This window comes from Nitrosovibrio tenuis (assembly GCF_900109785.1).
Classification (GTDB): Bacteria; Pseudomonadota; Gammaproteobacteria; order Burkholderiales; family Nitrosomonadaceae; genus Nitrosospira; species Nitrosospira tenuis_A.
Window position 1 is genome coordinate 1 of sequence record NZ_FOBH01000020.1, and the last position, 20,632, is coordinate 20,632.

Below are 20,632 nucleotides of genomic sequence, written 5' to 3' on the forward strand. Positions count from 1 at the left end.
TCATGCCGACATGCTGCTGCAACAGCTCGCACAACTCAACCGGGAAAAGGAAATCCTCCCACCACCCGGCGATCACGTCCATTGAGCGCGCGGTCTCTTGTGAGGAGACTCTTATAAGCGGCAGCCCAAAAGAGCAAAAGGTCCTAGAGAGATTAATTTAGATGCGATTGCTCTCGATCTTGGAATACAGATTCGTCGCAGGAAGCTTGATGGTGCTGATGCACGGCTTGTTGCAGTGGATGATAGCGGTGTTATTACTGTGAATACTGCCACAAGTCTAGCTAGGCAGCGTTTTTCCATCGGACATGAAATCGGTCATTGGTTTCGCGACCGTAAAGGTGATGGTCTAATGGCTTGCAGCAAGAGGATGTCTCTTCCCGGAACCAGAGCGCGATGACGATGGAGGCCGAAGCCAACCGCTTCAGTTCGGATCTCCTGTTGCCTCCCTATTTGGTTGTGCCTAAGATCGTTCGGCGCGAGCCCTGTATCGATCTTGTCAGCGATATTGGAAAGAGTTTGATACAAGCCTCCCAGCCACCGCCATTCGTATAATGCGGCATTCCCCTGGCCCTGCCGCTGTTGTGGTTCATAGTCAACATAAGCGAGAGTGGTTTTTTCGAAACCTAGTTTGGCCTGATGATGTGCTTGTGGCGAAAGAAGTGCATCACGATAGTCCGGCGCTCGACTTGCTTTACTCTGGGACATATGGGGACAAGACGCGTGACATTAAAGAACCCGGGTATCGTTGGATCTTTGGTGGAAACTCACATTCCCTAGAAGTAAGGGTTCAATCTATCAAACGTTATGACGACCAAATTCTGTCACTGGTGAGGATCTGCAAGTAGTTAGCCATCAACACAATGGCCTGTAGAAAAGAGGGTCAATTTTGCCAGAACGGGGTCTTCATGACCGTAACGCCGCGCGAGCCCTCCGTTCGTCCTTCGACGAGGGGAGAAAACACTGATTACCGGCCCGCTTACGGCGATCTTCGCAACGTCGGTTGGAGTCGTCGTCACCAATCTTTATGCCCCGCAGACCTTAATCGGTCTGATTGGCCCATCGCTTGGCCTCGCCGATGCTAGCGGCGGGCTCGTCTCTATGGCAACCTTGCTCGGTTACTCCGTGGGCCTCTTCCTTCTGGTTCCCCTAGCCGATCTTTTGGAAAACCGCAAGCTGATCGTCCGGATGCTCGGATGCGCGGCGGTAAGCGCGATCGCCGCTGCTTTCGCTCCAAGTGCAGCTTTGCTGTTGGTAATTCTTTTCATCCTTGGGGCGGCGTGTTCCGCTATTCATATCCTGGTTCCCGTCGCGGCCTCCATGGTACCGCCAGAACAACGCGGCCGTGTCATCGGAGACGTTATGGGCGGGCTGATGATCGGTATTGTGCTGTCGAGGCCACTCGCGAGCATTATCACTGACGCCTTTGGATGGCGCGCTTTTTATGGTGTGAGCGCTTTCGCTCTGGCGATACTCACGCTTACGCTTGCTGCGCGCCTGCCCAAACGCCAACCGGTGGCGAGCTCGAACTACCCAACCCTCATAGCCTCTCTTTGGCATCTATTGCGCACGGAGCCTGTGCTGCGGCGCCGTGCCCTGACAGCAAGCTTGACCATGGCCGCGTTTAGCCTATTCTGGACTGCTGTCGCTCTCAGGTTGATGCAGTCGCCGTTTGAATTCGACCAAAGTGAAATTGCTTTGTTCGCGCTTGTCGGGGCAGCCGGCGCAGCTGCGACGCCACTGGTCGGACGAGCGGGCGACCTCGGCTGGACGAGATCAGGGACGATCGCATCCCATCTCCTGATGGTGGGTGCCTTCGGGCTTACTGGATGGGCCGGGTCGTCACACGTCACAACGCCGCTCTTGTCTCTTCTCCTAATGGGCGTAGGCGCAGTTTTGCTCGATATCGGAGTCGTAGGCGACCACAACCTCGGCCGCCGAGCCATCAATCTTCTGCGACCGGAGGCGCTCGGGAGGCTCAATGGTCTTTTTGTAGGTCTCTTCTTCCTCGGCGGAGCTATCGGCGCAGCTGCTGCAGGAATCGCCTGGACTGCAGGCGGATGGATAGCGGTTTGTCTTATCGGTGTCGCCTGCGGAATCGCCGCCTTACTTGTCGACTGGATCGGCGGAATCACGTAAGCAATCAATTTTCTTTTCTTTGCTGTGTTTTTCCCACTTTAGGTGTAGCAACCTGCATTTAAAAGCGGTTCGACCAGCATTCAGCGCGGATTTGTGCCAGCATTAATTGCAACTATCCACCCGCTTAAACCGGCATTAACTGCAAATGAATCTGCATTCAGCCGCGCCGACCTGCATTTGATCGGCGCAAACCAGAATTAACTGCAACTGATCAAGTTCAGCGCTCAGCGCAAAGTTGCATGGCGAGTTCGATGATGCTGTTGTGGCCTAAATTCCTATTTTTTCCACTTCATCCAGCGTCATTTCGTCGTGTCGCCGGTCGTAAAGCTGTGTCGTGCGGGTGCTGGAGTGGTTTGCCATGGCGGCGGCCTTTTCCAGCGAGCCGCCATTCTTGAGATAGAAAGATGCTGAATACTGTTCGATGACTGTTGCGAATGGAGAACTGATTCCCGTCAACAACCGTACCGGCAAGGCGTTGAGTAACGCTGCCATGCTCTGTCCGGACATGTTCTCATGGAAACTATTTGCTGAGGCGATCCAAGGTAAATTCTGGTCAAACTGGGCTGACGAGACAAACAATTGGCCAACGCAGCCTTATGCACTATGCAAAGCTGGCCAATCACCCGATACAGATAAGGATGGCTGTTGCAAGCGCGGAGCCGGAGCCAAAAATGATCCTGCTCATTGTCCCGTATACCCCGGTAGTCAGTATGCTGCCAAACTCACGAGTCTGACTCTGGCACTGAAGACCAAAAGATGATGATAATGATTTCCTCAATAACCTCGATGCCCCGCCGCTTAATTCCCGCGATTAATTGCGGGATCAGGTTCAAGCGCAGAATAGTCTCCCTCCGAGTGTACCCCTGCCCACACTCATCAAAGGCAGACGATTGCGCGCTTCCTATTCTCCTATGGCAGGATGAGTTGGCAACCCATTTTCAAACTTAGCGCCGACTTAATCGCGGACTGAATACCGATAAATCGGCACGCCAGGCGGCTTATTCAGGAATGCTGATTCTCAAGTGTTTATCCACTCGATGAGCGGCCTCCATTGCGCCAGATCGCGCTCAATCTGATAGGTAGGCAGATCGAAAATACTTTTACCAACGAAGGCGGCATTGACATACACCATGGTGTCACGCAGATAGGTGAGGACGGGAAGATCATATTGCTTGAGAAACTGTTCCAGCGTGGCGGCAGCACGTGTGCGCGGGTCTACGCGCATACCAATTATGCCTATAAAGGTTCTGTGCTTTTGTACCCTTTTTTCCTCCATCAACTGGTCCAAAAAATCTCGCGTGGCGGCCATGTCGAATAGCGAAGGCTGTACGGGTACAAGAATCTTATGGGCAAATTTCAAGGCATGGGCAAGGTTCTTGCCATGCATTCCCGCTGGAGAATCGAGGACGAGCCATTCATAGTCGGCGGGGATGTCCGGATAATCTTCGCGGCGTGGGGCGTTCAGCTGGGCAATGGATGGCAGCTCAGCGGGGCGCAATGCCAGCCACCCGAGCGAGGATTTTTGACGGTCGAGATCCCACATTGCAACTTGCCGGTTTTGACCCGCAAAAAAAGCCGCCAGATTAGTTGCCAGCGTCGTCTTTCCGCTCCCCCCTTTTGGGTTCGCCACTAAAACCGTTCGCATGGTTCCCCGAGCTTCAGCCATTTATTCCCCAGTATCGACAGCCATATCCGGCCGTGCGCCGGGCAGCAATTCCATAGTTCCCTGTGGTTCAATCAACGATCCCAATTCTTCAAGCGGAGGTAATTCCTCCAACGATCTCAAGTTCAGATCATTGAGAAAGTAGGCCGTCGTGGCATACAAAACCGGTCTGCCTGGAACATCGCGGTGCCCGACCGCCCCAATCCAGCCGCGCGCCTCAAGCGCCCTAAGTATATGGGCGGACACGGCAACTCCCCGAATTTCCTCAATGTCACCGCGCGTAACTGGCTGACGGTAGGCAATGATGGCAAGTGTCTCCAGAACCGCACGGGAATAGCGGGGCGGCTTTTGCGGATTGAGCCGATCAAGAAATTTCTGCATTTCGGGCCTGGCCTGGAAGCGCCAGCCGCTGGCGACATTGACCAGCTCGACCCCCTTGCCCTCCCAGTCCTCACGCAGCTCTTCCAATAGCCTGCGCAGAATTTCCGCACTCAGTTCCATGTCGAACAGATTCTTCAGTTCGGACAATGGCAACGGTTCAGTACTGGTGAGCAATATTGTTTCCAATATCCGCTTAATCTCGTCCGGGCCAGGATAGCCGGAGTTAGACGGCAGTGAGGAAACTGATGGGTTTGACATAAATAATCCCGAATGCCTGAGGCTGACTGACTTCCACCTGATTTTCCCTAATAAGCTCCAGCAATGCGAGAAAGGTTACCACGAGCTCCGCCACGCCGGCGGAAGGGCTGAATAACTCGGTGAACTCTACAAACTTATGTCCTTGCAAGCGGTGCAGAATACGGCTCATGTGCAACCGGACGGAAAGCTCTTCCCTGGTAATCTGATGACGCCGATTCGCCTGCGAGCGTGCCAACAGTGCAAGCCAGGCGTTACGCAGGTCATCCACGTGCACTTCCGGCAGGCGCTCGATCACCGCTTTTTCGACCCACACCTGAACCAGCGCAAAATCCCGCTCGGCCTGTGGTAACTCATCGAGCCGCCGCGCCGCCGTCTTCATCTGCTCGTATTCCAGCAGGCGCCGCACCAGCTCAGCACGTGGATCGCCATCCTCTTCTTCCTCGGTATCGACCGGCTTGGGCAGCAACATCCGGGATTTGATCTCAATCAGCACCGCCGCCATCAGCAGGTATTCCGCCGCCAATTCCAGCCTGTTAGCCCGCATCATTTCGATGTAGGACAGATATTGCCGCGTAAGTTCCGCCATGGGAATATCCAGCACATCCAGATTATGCTTGCGGATGAGATAAAGCAGCAGATCGAGCGGACCCTGGAATGTATCGAGAAATACTTCGAGCGCATCCGGGGGAATATACAAGTCCCGAGGCAACTCCGTCAGGGGCTCTCCATGAATTCTGGCGATGGGGTTGGCGGAAGCAGGATGGATAAAATCGTTCATACGGAAATGGAATCCCGCCAAGGACTATGGGAGATGTGTCTATGCAAGGGGAGCTACCGTGCGCGGAACGTTCTCATGTCAAGAACCTAGGAATAATCCAACCCCATCGCCTCCCGGACGTCACGCATTGTTTCCTGGGCCAGTTTGTCCGCTCTCTCGCATCCGTCCGCAATGATGTTGCGCACCAGTGTCGGATCCTCCTCATACATTTGAGCACGCTCGTGCATAGGCCCCTGCTCCGCCAGGATTGCATCGATAACCGGCTGCTTGCAGTCCAGGCAGCCAATCCCCGCGGTAGTGCAACCGTTGTATGCCCAGTCCCTCGTTGCCTCGTTCGAATAAACGAGATGAAATTGCCATAGAGGGCATTTGTTGGGATCGCCCGGATCGTTGCGTCTCACCCGTGCCGGGTCGGTCGGCATGGTCCTGATTTTTTTGATGACGCTGTCCGGATCTTCGCGCAGATTAATCGTATTGTTATAGGATTTGGACATCTTCTGTCCATCCAGCCCCGGCATTTTGGATTCCGGGGTCAGCATCACATCGGGTTCAGAGAGAATCATCTTTCCGCCGCCCTCCAGATATCCGAACAATCGCTCCTGATCGCCCATGCTCAAATTCTGTTGGGCATCGAGCAAGGATTTTGCCGCCGCCAGCGCCTCCTCATCACCATGTTCCTGGTAGCGATTGCGCAGTTCGCGGTAGACCTTGGACTTCTTGGAACCGAGCTTTTTAATCGCCGCTTCGGCTTTTTCGCGGAACCCAACGTCCTTGCCGAAGATATGGTTGAAGCGCCGAGCGATCTCGCGGGTAAATTCGATATGTGGCACCTGGTCTTCACCCACTGGCACGCGTGTGGCCCGGTATATCAGGATATCCGCGCTTTGCAGCAGCGGATAGCCGAGGAAACCGTAAGTACTGAGATCCTTTTCGGCCAGCTTCTCCTGCTGATCCTTATAAGAAGGCACTCGTTCCAGCCAGCCCAGCGGGGTAATCATGGAAAGCAGGACATGCAACTCGGCATGGGCCGGAACACGCGACTGAATGAATAAAGTGGCTTGTGCCGGATCCACCCCCGCCGCGAGCCAGTCGATCACCATATCCCAGACATGCTGCTCGATGACTTCCGGCGTATCGTAATGGGTTGTGAGAGCATGCCAGTCAGCAACAAAGAACAGGCACTCGAATTGGTGCTGCAATTCCACCCAGTTCTTCAGCACCCCATGGTAATGGCCCAGATGCAGGCCTCCTGTGGGACGCATCCCGGATAAAACTCGATCAGCGAACATTGATTAATCCCTACCAGTATTTTTATTCAGTTCCCAACCCGAAAAACCACGCTACCATACGTATTCCCATGCCGATAAAAGGGCCGATAATGGCGCCGAGGATCCCTGTAATCAATAGCAATAGCAGAATCATGAATCCATAAGGTTCAATTTTGGAAAAGCTCTGTGCCATACGGAGGGGCAGAAGGCTTGCCGCAATCCGGCCGCCATCCAGAGGCGGCAAGGGCAGCAGATTCAGTACCATTAGTACGATATTGATTTTAATACCCGCTTCGCCCATCAATATCATCGGGCGGGACAGGTCGCTCTCGGACATGGCGAGACCGAGCTTGATTACAAGTCCCCAGAGTAAAGCCATGAAAAGATTCGCGCCCGGCCCAGCCAGCGCCACCCATAACATGTCCTGTTTGGGTCGCCGCAGCGCCGAAAAATTGACGGGTACCGGCTTGGCCCAGCCGAACAGGATGCCACCTAGCATCAATGTCATCAGTGGAAGAAGAATGGTGCCAATCGGATCAATATGCCTGATCGGATTCAGGCTGACACGTCCTTGAGCATAGGCGGTGAGATCGCCGAAATGTTTGGCCACATAGCCATGCGCGGCTTCGTGAAGTGTGATCGCGAAAATGACGGGCAGCGCATAGATAGCGATCGTCTGGATAATGTTATCCATGCTCGATTCCAAAAGGCTCAAGGCTGCCCTTGCCATGGCGTACGAGTTTTGGCGCTTCTCCGGTGAAATCGATCACAGTGCTCATTTCCAGGCCGCAGGCTCCCCCGTCCACAACCGCCTCTACATGATGTTCAAGCCGAGCGCGGATCTCCGAGGCGTCGTTGAGCGGAAATTCATCACCTGGCATTAACAACGTGGAACTCAACAATGGTGCATCCAACTCCGCCAGCAATGCCTGCACTATGGGGTGATCGGGGATTCGCAAGCCGATGGTATTGCGCTTGGGATGCTGCAAGCGGCGCGGCACTTCGCGAGTGGCCGGGAATATGAACGTATAGCATCCGGGCGTGCTTGCCTTGAGCAATCTGTACTGGGTATTGTCGAATTTGGCGTAACGCGAGACTTCCGTTAAGTCCCGGCACATCAAAGTAAAGTGATGATCCTCATCCACTTGCCGTATCGCGCGAATGCGCGTCATTACGCCCTTGTCGCCCAATTGCCCACCTAGGGCATAGCAGGAATCGGTCGGATATGCAATCACGCCGCCAGCCTTGACAATAGCTCCAGCCTGTCTCACAAGGCGCAACTGAGGATTATCCGGATGTACTGAAAAAAATTGGGCCAAGAGGAACAGGTTCTAGTTTTTAATTTTAGGACAAGCGTGGATTCAGGATTTCAGACAAGCACCGATATGCTCAGCCGCGGAGTTTAACCATACTTTTTAAGGGGAGTGCTGGAGCCGGCACAGCATGAGGCTCGCAATAATGAAGGCGGACGAAACACAGGCTGAAAAAGGGGTGGGAGGACATTCATTGCCGCATCACGCCGTTCCCTTCCAATCGTGCCACACGGGGGTGCAATCGGCAGGCAGCTCCGGCATCCGGCCAAGATCGAAATAGCTCTCGCCCGGCCCATGAAAATCGGAGCCGCGCGATGCCAGCAAACCGAGACGCTGGCTATGGCGCGCAAACAGCAGAGATTGTTCCGGAGTATGACTGCCCGTGACGACCTCCATCGCCTCACCGCCGAGAGCGCGAAACTCCAGCAGCAGCTCCTCCAACGCACTCTTGCTCAACTTGTAGCGGCCTGGATGAGCAATTACGGCCCTGCCACCGCTGTTGCGTATCCAGCTTACGGCATCGCTTAACGATGCCCACTGGTGGGGTGCATATCCTGGTTTACCCTTGACCAGATAGTGCCTGAATACCGCTTTCACATCTTTGGCATACCCTTGCTCGACCAGGAAACGCGCGAAGTGCATGCGGCCGATCAGGTGGCCGTCGCCAGCGTTCCGGCAGGCGCCTTCGAAACTGCCGTGAATGCCGAAGTTATCGAGTTGCGCCGCAATACTGCGAGCGCGCACGGTGCGTCCATTGCGGATCGCCATCAAGCCTTTGGCGAGCTCCGGATGATCGGGGTCTATGCCAAGGCCGACGATATGCACGGTTTGGCCGCGCCAGCTGACGGATATCTCGACTCCGTTGACCAATGTAATGCCATGCTCGGCAGCCGTTCGACGAGCTTCATCCAACCCGCCCACCTCGTCATGGTCGGTCAAGGCAAGTACCTCGACTCCCCGCGTGGCCGCATGCTGCACCAGTTGTGCGGGCGTCAGTAGTCCATCGGAAGCCGTGGAATGGCAGTGAAGGTCAATATTGAACATGAAGCGATTGTTCGTGCAAAGCAAGACCTGCATCATAGCAAATAAGGTGAAGCAGTGGGGAGGTACGGACCAGCAAGGCAGGTAGAAGGAGGGGGGGGACGCGTCGTAAAGTGCATTTTCAGGTAAAGTAGGAGAGGTAAAGAAGAGAAGATAAAGCAACAAACCTTATAGCTGGGCAAGAGTACCCATTGCGGCAATATATTGCGGCCATACGTAGTGCGACCATGTGTATTGCGGCCATTATAATTTTCGAACGGAACAGATGGATTTTCTGCCGATTTTTATCGATATCAAGAACCGCAATTGCCTGGTGGTGGGCGGGGGAGACGTCGCCGCCCGCAAGGTAGTGCTGCTCTCACGCGCGGGTGCCCGCATTACCCTGGTTTCCCCGCAGCTTGGCGCGGAGCTGGCGGGCCAGGTGCAGGAAGCGGTGCGAAATCCGGCAGGCGAAGGAGAAATTATTTACCGCTCCGAAGCCTTTCATCCCGATCATCTGGATGATGTCGTTCTCGTCATTGCCGCTACCGATGATCCCGAGACCAACCGCAAGGTCTCCGAGATTGCCAACCAGCGCCATATTCCGGTCAATGTAGTCGACAACCCGGCCTTGTGCTCTTTCATTATGCCTGCCATTATCGACCGCTCGCCTGTCCTCATCGCGGTTTCAAGTGGTGGCACATCGCCGGTGCTTGCACGGCTGCTACGGGCGCGTCTTGAAACGACGATACCCATGGCTTATGGCCGCCTGGCTGCCTACGCCGGGGACTTTCGCGAGCGCGTGAAACGACATTTGTCCCAACCCGGAAGGCGGCGCAGGTTCTGGGAAAGAGCGTTGCAGGGCCCATTTGCGGAAATGGTCTTCGCAGGCAAGGATCAGGAGGCCCGAAAATATCTGGAACGGTCGCTAGAAAATGAATCCCATGGCGTAACGCAGGAACAACTGCAAGGGGAAGTTTATCTGGTGGGCGCCGGTCCGGGAGACCCCGAGCTGTTGACTTTTCGAGCGATGCGCCTCATGCAGCAGGCCGACGTAGTGGTGTATGACCGGCTGGTTTCACCTGAAATCCTCGACATGGTGCGCCGCGATGCGCCCCGCATTTATGCGGGTAAGGAACGCAGCAAGCACACCATGCCGCAGGAATCGATCAATGAATTACTGGTGCGGCTGGCGAAAGAAGGCAAGCGCGTGCTGCGGTTGAAAGGCGGCGATCCGTTCATCTTCGGCCGCGGCGGGGAGGAAATCGAAACCCTTTCCGCAGAACATATTCCGTTTCAGGTGGTGCCGGGCATCACCGCGGCGAACGGGGCGGCCTCCTATGCCGGTATTCCCCTTACGCATCGTGATTACGCGCAATCATGCGTTTTCGTCACGGGACATCTCAAAGATGGCAGCGTGAACCTGGATTGGCCCATGCTGGCGCGGCCAAACCAGACCATCGTCGTATATATGGGGCTGGTGGGATTAGCCGTGTTGTGCCGGCAATTGATTCTGCATGGTTTGCCCGCGACAACACCTGCGGCTATCGTACAGCAGGGGACAACGCACAAACAGCGGGTATTGACAGGCTCATTGACGACACTGCCTGATTTGACGGCTTCCGCCCATCTCACACCGCCCACGTTGATTATCATCGGCGAGGTCGTGAAACTGCATCAGAAGCTTGCCTGGTTCGAGCCTGAGAAGGATTTACCCGCAGGACAATCCGCTGCAGCCGCAAATAGCGAGCAGGCGTGAACCAAACGCATTAAGCCGCCCGGCTTGGTGTGCCGAACATGTTTTTTATCCGCCTAACGGTTATTTCTCGGGGCCATTTCTCATGGCCTTTCTCAGGTAAAAAGCATCCTTCAGCAGGGCGCTTCGCTTTTAAACTTCCTGCGGTCCGCGATTCCTTATTTATTCGGCTGCGGCGTAATGCGGAGATAGGGGCGGGGTGCCACATACCCTTTCGGGTATTTCTGCTTGATGACAGCCTCATCCTGAACCGTCAACGGAATGATAACGTCATCTCCATCCTTCCAGTTGGCCGGGGTTGCCACCGTGCAGTTATCGGTCAGTTGCAGCGCATCGATCACGCGCAGAACCTCGTCAAAATTGCGCCCGGTGCTCATCGGATAGGTAATGATGAGGCGCACTTTCTTTTTTGGGTCGATGACGAACAGCGAACGAACGGTCATCGTTTCCGACTGGTTTGGATGGATCATGTCGTACAGGGCGGCGACCTTCTTGTCCACGTCCGCGACAATCGGAAATTGCACGGCGCAATGTTGCGTTTCCTCGATATCCTTGATCCAGCCGCTGTGCTTTTCCACCGGATCGACCGACAGCCCAATCGCTTTTACATTGCGCTTGTCAAACTCCGACTTGAGTTTAGCCGTCATTCCCAGCTCGGTCGTGCACACCGGCGTGTAATCGGCCGGATGCGAGAAAAGCACCACCCAGGAATCGTCTGCCCATTCATGAAACTTGATTCTCCCAATTGAAGAATCCTGCTCGAAATCAGGTGCTGTATCGCCCAAGCGTAAAGTCATGACGTTCTCCCTAAGGTTAAGATTTAGTCAAAATCTGTTTAAACTGTTAAAACGGATGAAAAACTGGCAGGCTCAATATAGCCTGACTGCTCCCATGACTCAACAATTATTGCAATAAAGAACTAAGATAACGGCACGCCGGGGCTCACCTTATCGCCAGGCGGAAAACCCCACGAGTAAGGCCGTTCGTATTTCAGCAGAATCTCATAATAAGTGCGGACTGACTCCGCCAGCACGACCGCTTCCCCACCGCGCGCATAGCCATGTTTCAGCGTGCGGAAATGCTTGCTGAGGCTCAATAGCGGCATTGTTTTTTTTAGATCCACCCACGAGTCCGGGTTCAGCCCCATGCGCTGCGCCAGGATGCGTGCATCCTCGAGGTGGCCGAAACCCTGATTATAGGCAGCCAACGCCATCCAAGTCCGATCGGGCTCCTTGATACGCACGGGCAGCCTGTCTTTCAGCATCAGCAAGTACCGCGCGCCGGCCAGGATGCTCTGCCGCACATCGAGGCGATCGGTCACCTTCATGCGGTCGGCGGTAGTTTCCGTCAGCATCATGAGTCCGCGCACATTAGCGAAAGAAACCGCGAGCGGATTCCAGTGCGATTCCTGGTACGCCAGCGCTGCGATCAGCCGCCAGTCGATCGCTGTCAATTCCTCTGCCTGGTGAAAATAATCGCGCAAATCGGGCAACAGCGTGCGGCGTTTATCAAGAATGCCGCTGACGTCCGCCTGTTCGAGCCGCTCGATATGTCCATAATATCGGTCCAGCAGCCGTGTCAGCGTGCCATCCTGCTCGATCCGGCCAAAAAACTTGTCCATTGTTTTCAAAACAGTTCGTTCTGTGAATAGCGGAAATACCCAGACCCTGCCGGTTGGCCAGCCGAGGTCGAACGCCGCATCCAGATTGGGATAGAAATTCTTCGCCAGGTTCATCTGAGGAGCGCCGATCACCGCATAATCGATCTTTCCCTCTGCCAATCTGGCCAGCAGGTCATCGGTCGTCATATCCACGTCGGTCCATTTCAGATCCGGCACCCGCTGCCTGGCTTTATTCAACTGTTCGGCATATGGCGTGCCGCTCGCGATTTCGATGGTACTTCCTGCGAGCTGCTGAACACTTCTGGGCCTGGAGTAATCGGTGTTGTAGGCTACCTGCGGCTGTATGGACTGATATACCGGCCCAAAACGCACGCCCAATGCAAGCTTGTCGCTCATTATAAAACCGGCGGCAAAGTGCCCTTGGCGCTTTTCCAGCGCCAGCAATGCATCTTCCAGCTTCGGCACGAGTTTGAACCGGACCTTTATCCCCAGGTCGCGCGCGAGCTCGGAAGCGAGATCGAACTCCAACCCCGCATAGGCCCCATCGGCGTTCTCGTAATATGTATCCGGGCTATTTACGGTGATAACCACCAGCTCATCGGTTTGATCGAGCGGTAACACCGGTCTTTCAGGTGTCTCGCAGGCGGATAGCAGCGAACCGCAAGCAATAACAACAATGAACAGACGGGGAAAGGGGCGCATGGAAGACAGACAAACAGAATTCGCAAACATTCTGCCATGTTTGCCCCAGACGAGCGCGAGATAAACGCAAGATAAGCTGGTAAAATAGAGCTACCACAATGGAGAGGTACCGAAGTGGCCATAACGGCGCTGACTCGAAATCAGATGGTCAGGGTAACCTGGCACGTGGGTTCGAATCCCACCCTCTCCGCCAACTTAACATCCGAACTCGTCCAGTAGTATCCTGTAAATCCAATAACTACGTATGCTTACGCCACATTAATGTCCATAGTCGTGTGGTAACATCCTGTTGAGTCCGACTCTAAACCGTGGTAAGTTTCGTGGTAATAAATTTACCACGGTTAGAAGTTACCACGATGGCTACCAATCTATTATCCGCTGCGGAATGCAAGAACGCCAACAGTAAGGGAGCCAGCATACGCAAACTACCGGACGGTGATGGCCTTTACTTATGGATTTATTTAGATGGCCGCAAGTATTGGCGGCTGCGTTACTGGCAGGCAGGAAAGGAAAAATCCCTTTCTCTTGGCGTCTATCCCAAAGTTACCCTTAGTGATGCCCGGAACAAGCGTGACGAACTGCGCAAGCAGCTGCAAGCCGATCTTGACCCTTCCGCGGAACGAAAAGCAACGAACCTCCGTAAAAAACTCGCTGCCGAGAACTCTTTCGAGGCAGTTGGTCGCGAGTGGTATGGCAAGCAACTGCATACTTGGGTTCCCCACCATGCTAGCGACGTTAAACGCCGCCTGGAAAATAATATTTTCCCGAGCATCGGCAAGCGCTCCATTGACGAGATTCAAGCGCCCGAATTGCTACGGACCGTACAGAAAATAGAAGCCCGTGGCGCGTACGATCTGGCGCATCGGGTATTACAGGTATGTGGACAGGTATTCCGGTATGGCATCGCGACCGGACGCTGCACTCGCAATTTGTCCACCGATTTACGCGGCGCCTTGACTCCGCACAAGAAACAACATCAGGCGGCCGTTCGGCCGGAAGAGTTGCCGGAGCTATTATGCGCAATTGCCCGATATGATGAAACGGGCGATAAACAAACACGTTTGGCACTGCAGCTGTTAGCGCTAACTTTTGTTCGTACGAACGAGCTCATTGCGGCCGAATGGGTAGAGTTCGATTTGAATAATGCCTTATGGATCATCCCCGCGGGGCGAATGAAGATGAAAGCCGAGCATGTTGTGCCGCTGTCGAGGCAGGCGATTCTCATTCTTACCGAACTCAACGAAATATCTAATAGCAGCCGATTCGTCTTCCCTGGGCGCAACCGTGACAAGCCCATCAGTAATAACACAATGCTTTTTGCCCTTTACCGTCTGGGCTACAAAGGCAAGATGACGGGACACGGGTTCCGCGCGGTAGCTTCTACCATTCTCAATGAAACGGGCTTTAATCCAGATGTTATTGAGCGCCAGCTTGCGCACTGCGAACGAAATGAGATCCGAGGTGCGTATAACCGCGCTGAATACCTGCCTGAGCGCAAGCGCATGATGCAGGCGTGGGCCGATCATCTGGAAAAGGTTATAAGGAGTTCAGACGTGATAGAGCTGCATCGAGCAACCGGATAAGCAGGTAGTGGGAATACAAGCACTAGCCCGGTATAAGAGTTCGTCAACAGGGAATGTAGAGAATGAAAGAAGCAAACGTCGCATTGGTCTATGAATCACTATATAGGCACCCAAGAGGAAGCTGCTTACGAATTCGAAGACGGGCCTTCAACTACTCTTATTTGGGAAGAAGAACTTACAAGGCGATGAACCGTGCGGGTGGAACCTTCGAGCACCTCAAGTAGATGAGTTACTTCCGTCAATTCGATAATTTCGACCCTTATAATGGTGAAGTGCAATCCTATCCATTTGATCTACTTCCAGCTATTGCTACACGCGCGCGTAACCTTTTGTCGAAACCACGGGAGCAGCTTATTCAAATAGCGGAAACTGCCGATTGGATAGTTGAAGAGTACTTCCATAACGCAAGAGAAAAGTATTTTCATGAGTTATTGACCGAGGGAGGTTGGGAGCTCCAGGAGGTGCCGGAGGAGGGGCGGACAGAAGCTGCTATTCGTAAGTTTATGGAGAATGGATTTCCCGGAATTACAAATGACCCTGGATCCCTATTTGATAATGCTGGCAATACCTCAGTCGTTACGGCGTTAAAAGCGGCCATTAGTAATTATTCGTTAGACGGTTCAGATCTAGCGGGTACAGAAGAGTACGAGTTTTTTGCGGTGCTTGCTTTATGGCTTATTGCGGACTGCCTTATGTGGGTGCAATTAGAGCCTAAATATCTTGCCTTGGGGGGAAATGCAGCAATAGAAGCAATGGATGCCGTCTGCTACGCCGAGTACCTGCAAGGCACTGATCAATTCGTTGCTTGTATTCGAGGGCAAGTTTCAAAAATTGAAGATGATTCGGGGCTGAGGGCAGAAGAAGAAGTTCAGAAGAAATTAAAGCAGAGAATCTCACTCGCCTCGAAAGAAGCGGCAAACAAGCGGCACCGAAAAAGTGCCGAATTAAGAGCTATGGCAAGGCACCTTTTTTTGTCGGGGAACTGGCAGTCTGTTAGGCAAGCATCGAAAAGGATATTCCCGCAGCTGGTTGAGCATGGACACAGAATTGGCTTTGCCTTTAGTCCTGAAAGGGGGGAGCAAACGGTTTATGAGTGGCTGCTTAAAGTTTCTAAGCAGAATCCGCGAGCTGGCAGACGTATAACATCACCTAGCAGCCGTTAAACGCCTTCCGCCCGGCGTTCTATCAACGCGTCGTTGTCCATCTTAGGATGTCGCCGTCACTTACTGCACGGAGTCATTCAATGTCGCATGAACTTCCTGAAATTGGTTATGTCCGCCTATCCCAAATCATCGGGAATTTGAAGGCAAAGCCCCCTATTCCGGCTATTCTTCCTATCAGCAAATCAACATGGTGGAGCGGCATCAAGAGCGGTCGTTTTCCAAAAGCGGTAAAGCTGGGTCCCCGTATTACTGCATGGCGCGTTGAAGACATTCGCGCATTGATGAAACAGCTGACTAAGTAGTCAATCAATGCGTAAGAAAAAGAAAAATTGGCTTTCGCCAGAACGCCGGGAACCAGGGGGGTTTGCCGCCTTGCCTCACTGCTTGCTGGAAAGTCAGGTTTTTATCGAGCTGTCGGCCCACGCCATTAAGCTTCTAATTGATCTGCTAATGCAATTCAAAGGCTTTAACAACGGAGACTTGTGTTTGGCGTGGTCTCTCATGGAAAAGCGAGGCTGGAAGTCGCGCGATACTTTGAACAAAGCTAGACAAGAACTTCTGAACGTAGAACTGATCTTGATCACGAGATATGGTGACCGCAAGCGTCCCCATCTCTATGCCCTGACCTTTTTTGCGGTGGATGAATGCGGCGGGAAGCTAGACATTCATGCTACGGAAAAGCCCATGAGCTTGTGGCGGCTTCATGTCCCAGTGCTATCCCTTTTTAAAATTAAACCCAGACTCCCGCCGCGCGGGTTAGATCACGGCGATATGAACCGCCCAGCGAGTGACTCGATCGTGCTTCAAGACAAATATTGCCCGCCAAGCGTGTCAAATGAGGGGATAGCAGAGATGTTATGACACGCCCTTCGTGCACCTTTCTAGGTAGCCATACCTCAGCATGTATTCTTTCTGCGTTTAGGCGCATACCGATCCATGGATACCCTCTTGTTCTTCCTACATCTGGGGACAAACTAACGGCCATTCGATTCGTATAGCTAGGCAAAATCATGTGTTACATATCGTATTTCGAACAACGGGTGATGGGTGGTGAATGGTCTCCATTCAGCTGGCACTTAAAGCAGCTAAAACAACGGTGAAAATATGAAAATCAAAATCAGCCAGATCAAACTCAACGAACTCACACAAAGCCGGGTGGATATAAATGATGAAATCGTCTCTGATTACGAAGAGGCTTACATGCAGGGTGCGAGGCTTCCAGATATCAAGGTGTACTTCGACGGCGCTGAATACTGGCTGGCCGACGGTTACCACCGATATCACGCCGCATCCAAAATCGAACTGCTGGAAATAGATGCGGATGTTGTTCAAGGAACAAGACGTGACGCCATTCTTTATAGCGTAGGCGCAAATGCAGAGCATGGGCTACGCCGAACACCAGCGGATAAGCGCAAGGCAGTGCAGACCCTTTTAGATGACCAGGAATGGTCGCAGTGGAGTAATAACTTGATAGCCAAACGTTGCGCGGTATCTCACACCCTAGTTAACGAAGTCCGTCGGACACTTGAAGCGGCTTCAAGTGCTGAGAGCAATACAGATAGCGAAAGTGGGACGGTAAAGCGGAAATTCGTCACCTCAAGCGGTAACACGACTGAAATGAACACGGCCAGAATCGGGAGAAAATCAAAATCCCATCAGTGGGAAGGGCCGGGACAAGATGAAAATGAAAAACGCGCGGCCCAGCCTGATCCAGACATTGTGCAGACTTCTTCAATTCCCGACGAGATGGTGCTGGTGAATAAGTACGAATACCAGGAGATTACGTTGAGCTATGAGGAGCTCCTCAATGACAACGCTCGTATGCAGAAGATCGTTGACGCTACTGAAGGGCTTTCTGAAGCGATGGCAGAGATTAGACGACTAAGCGAAAACGTGAGGATTTTGGAGAGACGTAATGACGGTCTTATGAGGGAAAAGAACGAGGCGATCCGGCTTACAAAGTGGGGGCAGCGCAAATGCGCCCAGCTGGAGAAACAGGTTAAAACGCTGGAGATACAGGTAAAAAACTACGAGAAAGAGATCGTTCAATTCTGACCAGGATAGGGTTAGGGGTCGGGGCAACCCAAGGCTTCATTTAGCCATCGCGGATGTTCTAGGAGCAGGTTTGCTTAGAGTTTAAAGATGTTCAGATCTATTTACCCGGCAATTACCAAAATAGTGTGAGGGCTGAAGGTTGAGCCCGCCGTACACATCATGGATGTCGGATACATATTGGGTATGCCCCTTTATTAATAAGGAATGCGAATGAAACAACTTGTTGAGAGTTGGCTCCGGGCAGAGAAGCATTACTATGGAAATACGCAGGCCCGGGCCATTCGTCTAATGATTGAAGCGACCGGCCAACGGATCACTCACTCCCGCTTATCCGAGTGGAAGCGGGGTAAATATTGCCCATCGGTCAGTGTGCTCTCGGAGATGCTTTGGCGAACTCTGCCATGGGTTCTTGGGCAGGCCGATCTATACGTTTCACCTGAGCAACAGGACAAGATTGACATGAAGTTTTGGGTATTCAAGGGCGAAGGGGCTCAGCGGGAGCGATGTTAGCCATAGGACGCAGAACGTGCGCCCCCCCGACCTTTTTCAAGGAAACTGGAAGACCATTGCCATTGGCAACCTCCCTGACCGATCTCTGGAAGGTGTGCTTTATCGTTGCATCGCCCACCGGAAGACGGAGACGTGGAGGCGAGTATTAGGTCAGGAATATGAACAAAGGCTTAACAAAATCGCCTCTGAAAAGTTAACGTTTTGAGGTTCAATCACAACAGATAAGCCAACATCGGTCTCGTTTTTTGCTTAATGCACGTTAACGAGGCTTGCATGCAAAATGTGCCGAAATTCCCAGCCATTTACCCCGTCAAAATAATAGTTGAATATGATCGCGCAAAGTGCTCTGACCGGCGTGAGCCTCACGGTAACAGGGGCAGTCCCAGCTCCTTGAGAAATATGTTGTGCTGCTCGGCGGTCGTCCTGATTTTCTTGTCCAGCGAGACCAGCTCCGCATGTACAGCCGCGAGATCAATTTCCTCCTCGGCTTCTGCGGTGCTGACGTAGCGCGAGATATTCAGGTTGAAATCATTTTTCTCGATCTCCTCCATGCTCACCCGTTGCGAGTAGCGCACCTCTTCCTTGCGGTGCTGGTAGGTGTCGAGGATCTTGTCGATGTGCTCGGGCAGAAGCTGGTTTTGCCGCTTGCCCTTCTCGAAGCGCTCGGCAGCGTTTATGAATAACACGTCGTCCGGCTTCTTGCACTTCTTCAGCACCAGGATGCACACCGGAATGCCGGTGGAGAAGAACAGGTTGGCTGGCAGGCCGATTACCGTGTCGATGTGGCCGTCCTGGAGCAGCTTGGTGCGGATGCGTGCCTCGGCACCGCCACGAAACAGCACGCCGTGGGGCAGGATGATGGCCATCACGCCGTCCTGCTTCAGGAAATGGAAGCCATGCAGCAGGAAGGCAAAGTCGGCGGCGGACTTCGGCGCCAAGCCGTAGTTCTTGAAGCGCATGTCCTCGCTCATTGCCTCGGAAGGCTCCCAGCGGTAGCTGAAGGGCGGGTTGACAACCACTGCGTCGAACTTCGGTATCTTGGCGGGGTTGGTCTCGCGTAGCATGTCCCAGTCGTTGAGCAGGGTGTCGCCGTGGAAGATTTCGAACTCAGAGTCCTTCACGCCGTGCAGCAGCATATTCATGCGCGCCAGGTTGTAGGTGGTGATGTTCTTTTCCTGGCCGTAAATCTTGCCGATCCCGTGCGGCCCCATGCGGTGGCGCACATTCAAGAGCAGCGAACCCGAACCGCACGCAAAGTCCATCACGCTGTCCAGATGCCGGCGCAGACCCGTGGCGGGTTCTTGCCCGTCCAGCGTCGCGATGGCAGAGAGAATGCTCGAAATGGGTTGCGGCGTATAGAACTCGCCGGCCTTCTTGCCCGAGCCCGCGGCGAATTGGCCGATCAGATACTCGTAGGCATCGCCCAAAGTATCACTGTCCGTGGAAAACTGGGCCAGACCCTTGGCAATTTCGCTGATGATCTTGCAAAGGCGGACATTGCGATCAAGGTAGGTTTTGCCTAGCTTGTCGGACGCTAGGTTGATTTCGGAGAACAAGCCCCGGAAGGTACTGGCGAAGGATTCGGTTTCGATGTGATCAAAGCCTTTTTGCAGCGTGTCCAGAAGATATTGGCTTTGCTCACGCGCCGTCTGGGCAATGCTACCCCACAGGTACTGGGGCTCGATCACGTAGTGCACCTTGCGTCGCATCTGCTTTTCAAACTCGGCTACGTCCTCCAGATTGCTTTCGTACCAAAATTGCAACGGCGTACTAGCACCCCCATCGGTTGTTTTGGGATAGTCCGGCCCCAGTTCCTTCTTCGCGGCAGCCTCGTAGTTGTCTGACAGGTAGCGCAGGAACAAAAAGGCTAGCATATAGTCGCGGAAATCGTCCGCGTTCATCGCGCCGCGCAATTGGTCAGCAATCGCCCAAAGGGTTTTGCCCAGCTTCTGTTTTTCGAGATCGGTCATGATGTGCCTGCTTTCTCAACGGCCTGAGGGAATAAGTCTGGATTGAATGGGTAGCGATTCAGGAAGTCATGCAATATTTTCCTGAAGTACGCCTTGTTCTCGTCCAGCATCTGCTGGGGCTCGAACAATGAATAGTTGCCGTGGCTCAGGATGTTGATCAGGCGAGTGTGCAGGATGCCCTCCGGGTCATCATTTTCCTGCTTGATGCAGACAGAAAAATTCTTGTGCCCGTGAAAGCTTGCCGTCTTCTCCAGGATGCTGCGCAGCATATTGAAGTGGTGAGTGAACAGTCGGTCTTCCTGTGCGGCCTGATACAGCTCGGCTAGGGCGGCAACATGGTGAAAGAACGGCGTGTCGCCCCTGACGTCATCCCCAAAAACCTGGGCAATTCTAAATTAGAGTAAAGTCGCATCTGGCTCCCCTATTGAAGGAGTTTGAAGCGATGAAGAGATCCC

General features: G+C 53.4%; 21 protein-coding genes, 1 tRNA gene and 1 pseudogene. 10 read left to right on the top strand and 13 right to left on the bottom strand.

Annotation, left to right across the window (positions count from 1 at the left end):
* Window positions 1-235: 235 nt before the first annotated feature.
* A pseudogene (locus tag BMX00_RS15170) lies at window positions 236-301 on the top strand (hypothetical protein); the annotation flags it as partial.
* A 14-nt stretch (window positions 302-315) separates the two neighbouring features.
* Here the strand turns inward: BMX00_RS15170 and BMX00_RS14635 are convergent.
* Window positions 316-705, bottom strand: a complete 390-nt coding sequence (locus BMX00_RS14635; RefSeq protein WP_177171874.1) for a hypothetical protein — start codon at window positions 703-705, stop codon at window positions 316-318.
* 279 nt (window positions 706-984) lie between these two features.
* On the opposite strand from BMX00_RS14635, the gene BMX00_RS13925 reads away from it, so the two are divergent.
* The gene (locus tag BMX00_RS13925; protein ID WP_281245911.1) at window positions 985-2,136 is read left to right on the top strand and encodes an MFS transporter; all 1,152 of its coding nucleotides are present in this window, start codon (window positions 985-987) and stop codon (window positions 2,134-2,136) included.
* Between the two features lie 267 nt (window positions 2,137-2,403).
* Here the strand turns inward: BMX00_RS13925 and BMX00_RS14775 are convergent, their stop codons facing one another.
* From BMX00_RS14775 to BMX00_RS13970, 8 genes are all read right to left on the bottom strand, one after another.
* Complete coding sequence (locus BMX00_RS14775; protein WP_090829627.1) at window positions 2,404-2,628, bottom strand: site-specific integrase; 225 nt, start codon at window positions 2,626-2,628, stop codon at window positions 2,404-2,406.
* Window positions 2,629-3,154: 526 nt separating this feature from the next.
* Window positions 3,155-3,802 carry a nucleotide-binding protein gene (locus BMX00_RS13940; RefSeq protein WP_342707166.1) on the bottom strand — a complete coding sequence of 216 codons (648 nt, stop codon included), beginning with the start codon at window positions 3,800-3,802 and terminating at the stop codon, window positions 3,155-3,157.
* Complete coding sequence (scpB, locus tag BMX00_RS13945) at window positions 3,803-4,438, bottom strand: SMC-Scp complex subunit ScpB (protein WP_090829629.1); 636 nt, start codon at window positions 4,436-4,438, stop codon at window positions 3,803-3,805.
* Window positions 4,404-5,216, bottom strand: a complete 813-nt coding sequence (locus tag BMX00_RS13950; RefSeq protein ID WP_090829630.1) for a segregation and condensation protein A — start codon at window positions 5,214-5,216, stop codon at window positions 4,404-4,406. Before BMX00_RS13950 ends, scpB begins: the two co-directional genes overlap by 35 nt.
* A gap of 86 nt (window positions 5,217-5,302) precedes the next feature.
* Window positions 5,303-6,505, bottom strand: coding sequence for a tryptophan--tRNA ligase (locus tag BMX00_RS13955; protein ID WP_090829631.1), 1,203 nt, complete (start codon window positions 6,503-6,505; stop codon window positions 5,303-5,305).
* Window positions 6,506-6,527: 22 nt separating this feature from the next.
* Window positions 6,528-7,178: a site-2 protease family protein gene (locus BMX00_RS13960; RefSeq protein WP_090829632.1), complete on the bottom strand. Its 651-nt coding sequence runs from the start codon at window positions 7,176-7,178 to the stop codon at window positions 6,528-6,530.
* Window positions 7,171-7,803, bottom strand: coding sequence for an L-threonylcarbamoyladenylate synthase (locus tag BMX00_RS13965; protein ID WP_090829633.1), 633 nt, complete (start codon window positions 7,801-7,803; stop codon window positions 7,171-7,173). The genes BMX00_RS13960 and BMX00_RS13965 overlap by 8 nt, the downstream gene beginning before the upstream one ends.
* Before the next feature lie 195 nt (window positions 7,804-7,998).
* A complete protein-coding gene (locus BMX00_RS13970) occupies window positions 7,999-8,841 on the bottom strand; it encodes a 3',5'-nucleoside bisphosphate phosphatase (RefSeq protein ID WP_177171875.1) in 843 nt (280 codons plus the stop codon).
* A gap of 262 nt (window positions 8,842-9,103) precedes the next feature.
* Here BMX00_RS13970 and cysG point away from each other — a divergent pair, with 262 nt between their 5' ends.
* Window positions 9,104-10,576 (top strand): siroheme synthase CysG, encoded by a 1,473-nt coding sequence (cysG, locus tag BMX00_RS13975; protein ID WP_090829635.1) that lies wholly within the window; start codon window positions 9,104-9,106, stop codon window positions 10,574-10,576.
* 155 nt (window positions 10,577-10,731) lie between these two features.
* On the opposite strand, the gene BMX00_RS13980 is transcribed toward cysG, so the two are convergent.
* Window positions 10,732-11,370 (bottom strand): peroxiredoxin, encoded by a 639-nt coding sequence (locus BMX00_RS13980; RefSeq protein ID WP_090829636.1) that lies wholly within the window; start codon window positions 11,368-11,370, stop codon window positions 10,732-10,734.
* Window positions 11,371-11,492: 122 nt separating this feature from the next.
* Window positions 11,493-12,896, bottom strand: a complete 1,404-nt coding sequence (gene mltF, locus BMX00_RS13985; protein WP_245728099.1) for a membrane-bound lytic murein transglycosylase MltF — start codon at window positions 12,894-12,896, stop codon at window positions 11,493-11,495.
* Window positions 12,897-12,996: 100 nt separating this feature from the next.
* On the opposite strand from mltF, the gene BMX00_RS13990 reads away from it, so the two are divergent.
* From BMX00_RS13990 to BMX00_RS14020, 7 genes are all read left to right on the top strand, one after another.
* Window positions 12,997-13,089, top strand: a tRNA-Ser gene (locus BMX00_RS13990).
* A 163-nt stretch (window positions 13,090-13,252) separates the two neighbouring features.
* On the top strand, window positions 13,253-14,479 hold the full coding sequence (locus BMX00_RS13995) for a tyrosine-type recombinase/integrase (protein ID WP_090829638.1): 1,227 nt from the start codon (window positions 13,253-13,255) through the stop codon (window positions 14,477-14,479).
* 224 nt (window positions 14,480-14,703) lie between these two features.
* Window positions 14,704-15,642, top strand: coding sequence for a hypothetical protein (locus tag BMX00_RS14000; RefSeq protein WP_090829639.1), 939 nt, complete (start codon window positions 14,704-14,706; stop codon window positions 15,640-15,642).
* 80 nt (window positions 15,643-15,722) lie between these two features.
* A complete protein-coding gene (locus tag BMX00_RS14005) occupies window positions 15,723-15,944 on the top strand; it encodes a helix-turn-helix transcriptional regulator (RefSeq protein ID WP_090829640.1) in 222 nt (73 codons plus the stop codon).
* A gap of 7 nt (window positions 15,945-15,951) precedes the next feature.
* Window positions 15,952-16,503 (top strand): hypothetical protein, encoded by a 552-nt coding sequence (locus BMX00_RS14010; protein ID WP_090829641.1) that lies wholly within the window; start codon window positions 15,952-15,954, stop codon window positions 16,501-16,503.
* Between the two features lie 243 nt (window positions 16,504-16,746).
* Entirely contained in the window at window positions 16,747-17,697 is a 951-nt protein-coding gene (locus tag BMX00_RS14015) for a hypothetical protein (protein WP_090829642.1), read from the top strand.
* 210 nt (window positions 17,698-17,907) lie between these two features.
* Window positions 17,908-18,207: a hypothetical protein gene (locus BMX00_RS14020; RefSeq protein ID WP_090829643.1), complete on the top strand. Its 300-nt coding sequence runs from the start codon at window positions 17,908-17,910 to the stop codon at window positions 18,205-18,207.
* Between the two features lie 362 nt (window positions 18,208-18,569).
* Here the strand turns inward: BMX00_RS14020 and BMX00_RS14025 are convergent, their stop codons facing one another.
* A complete protein-coding gene (locus tag BMX00_RS14025) occupies window positions 18,570-20,177 on the bottom strand; it encodes a type I restriction-modification system subunit M (RefSeq protein WP_090829644.1) in 1,608 nt (535 codons plus the stop codon).
* Window positions 20,174-20,446 (bottom strand): hypothetical protein, encoded by a 273-nt coding sequence (locus BMX00_RS14030; RefSeq protein ID WP_218141562.1) that lies wholly within the window; start codon window positions 20,444-20,446, stop codon window positions 20,174-20,176. Before BMX00_RS14030 ends, BMX00_RS14025 begins: the two co-directional genes overlap by 4 nt.
* Window positions 20,447-20,632: the final 186 nt, after the last annotated feature.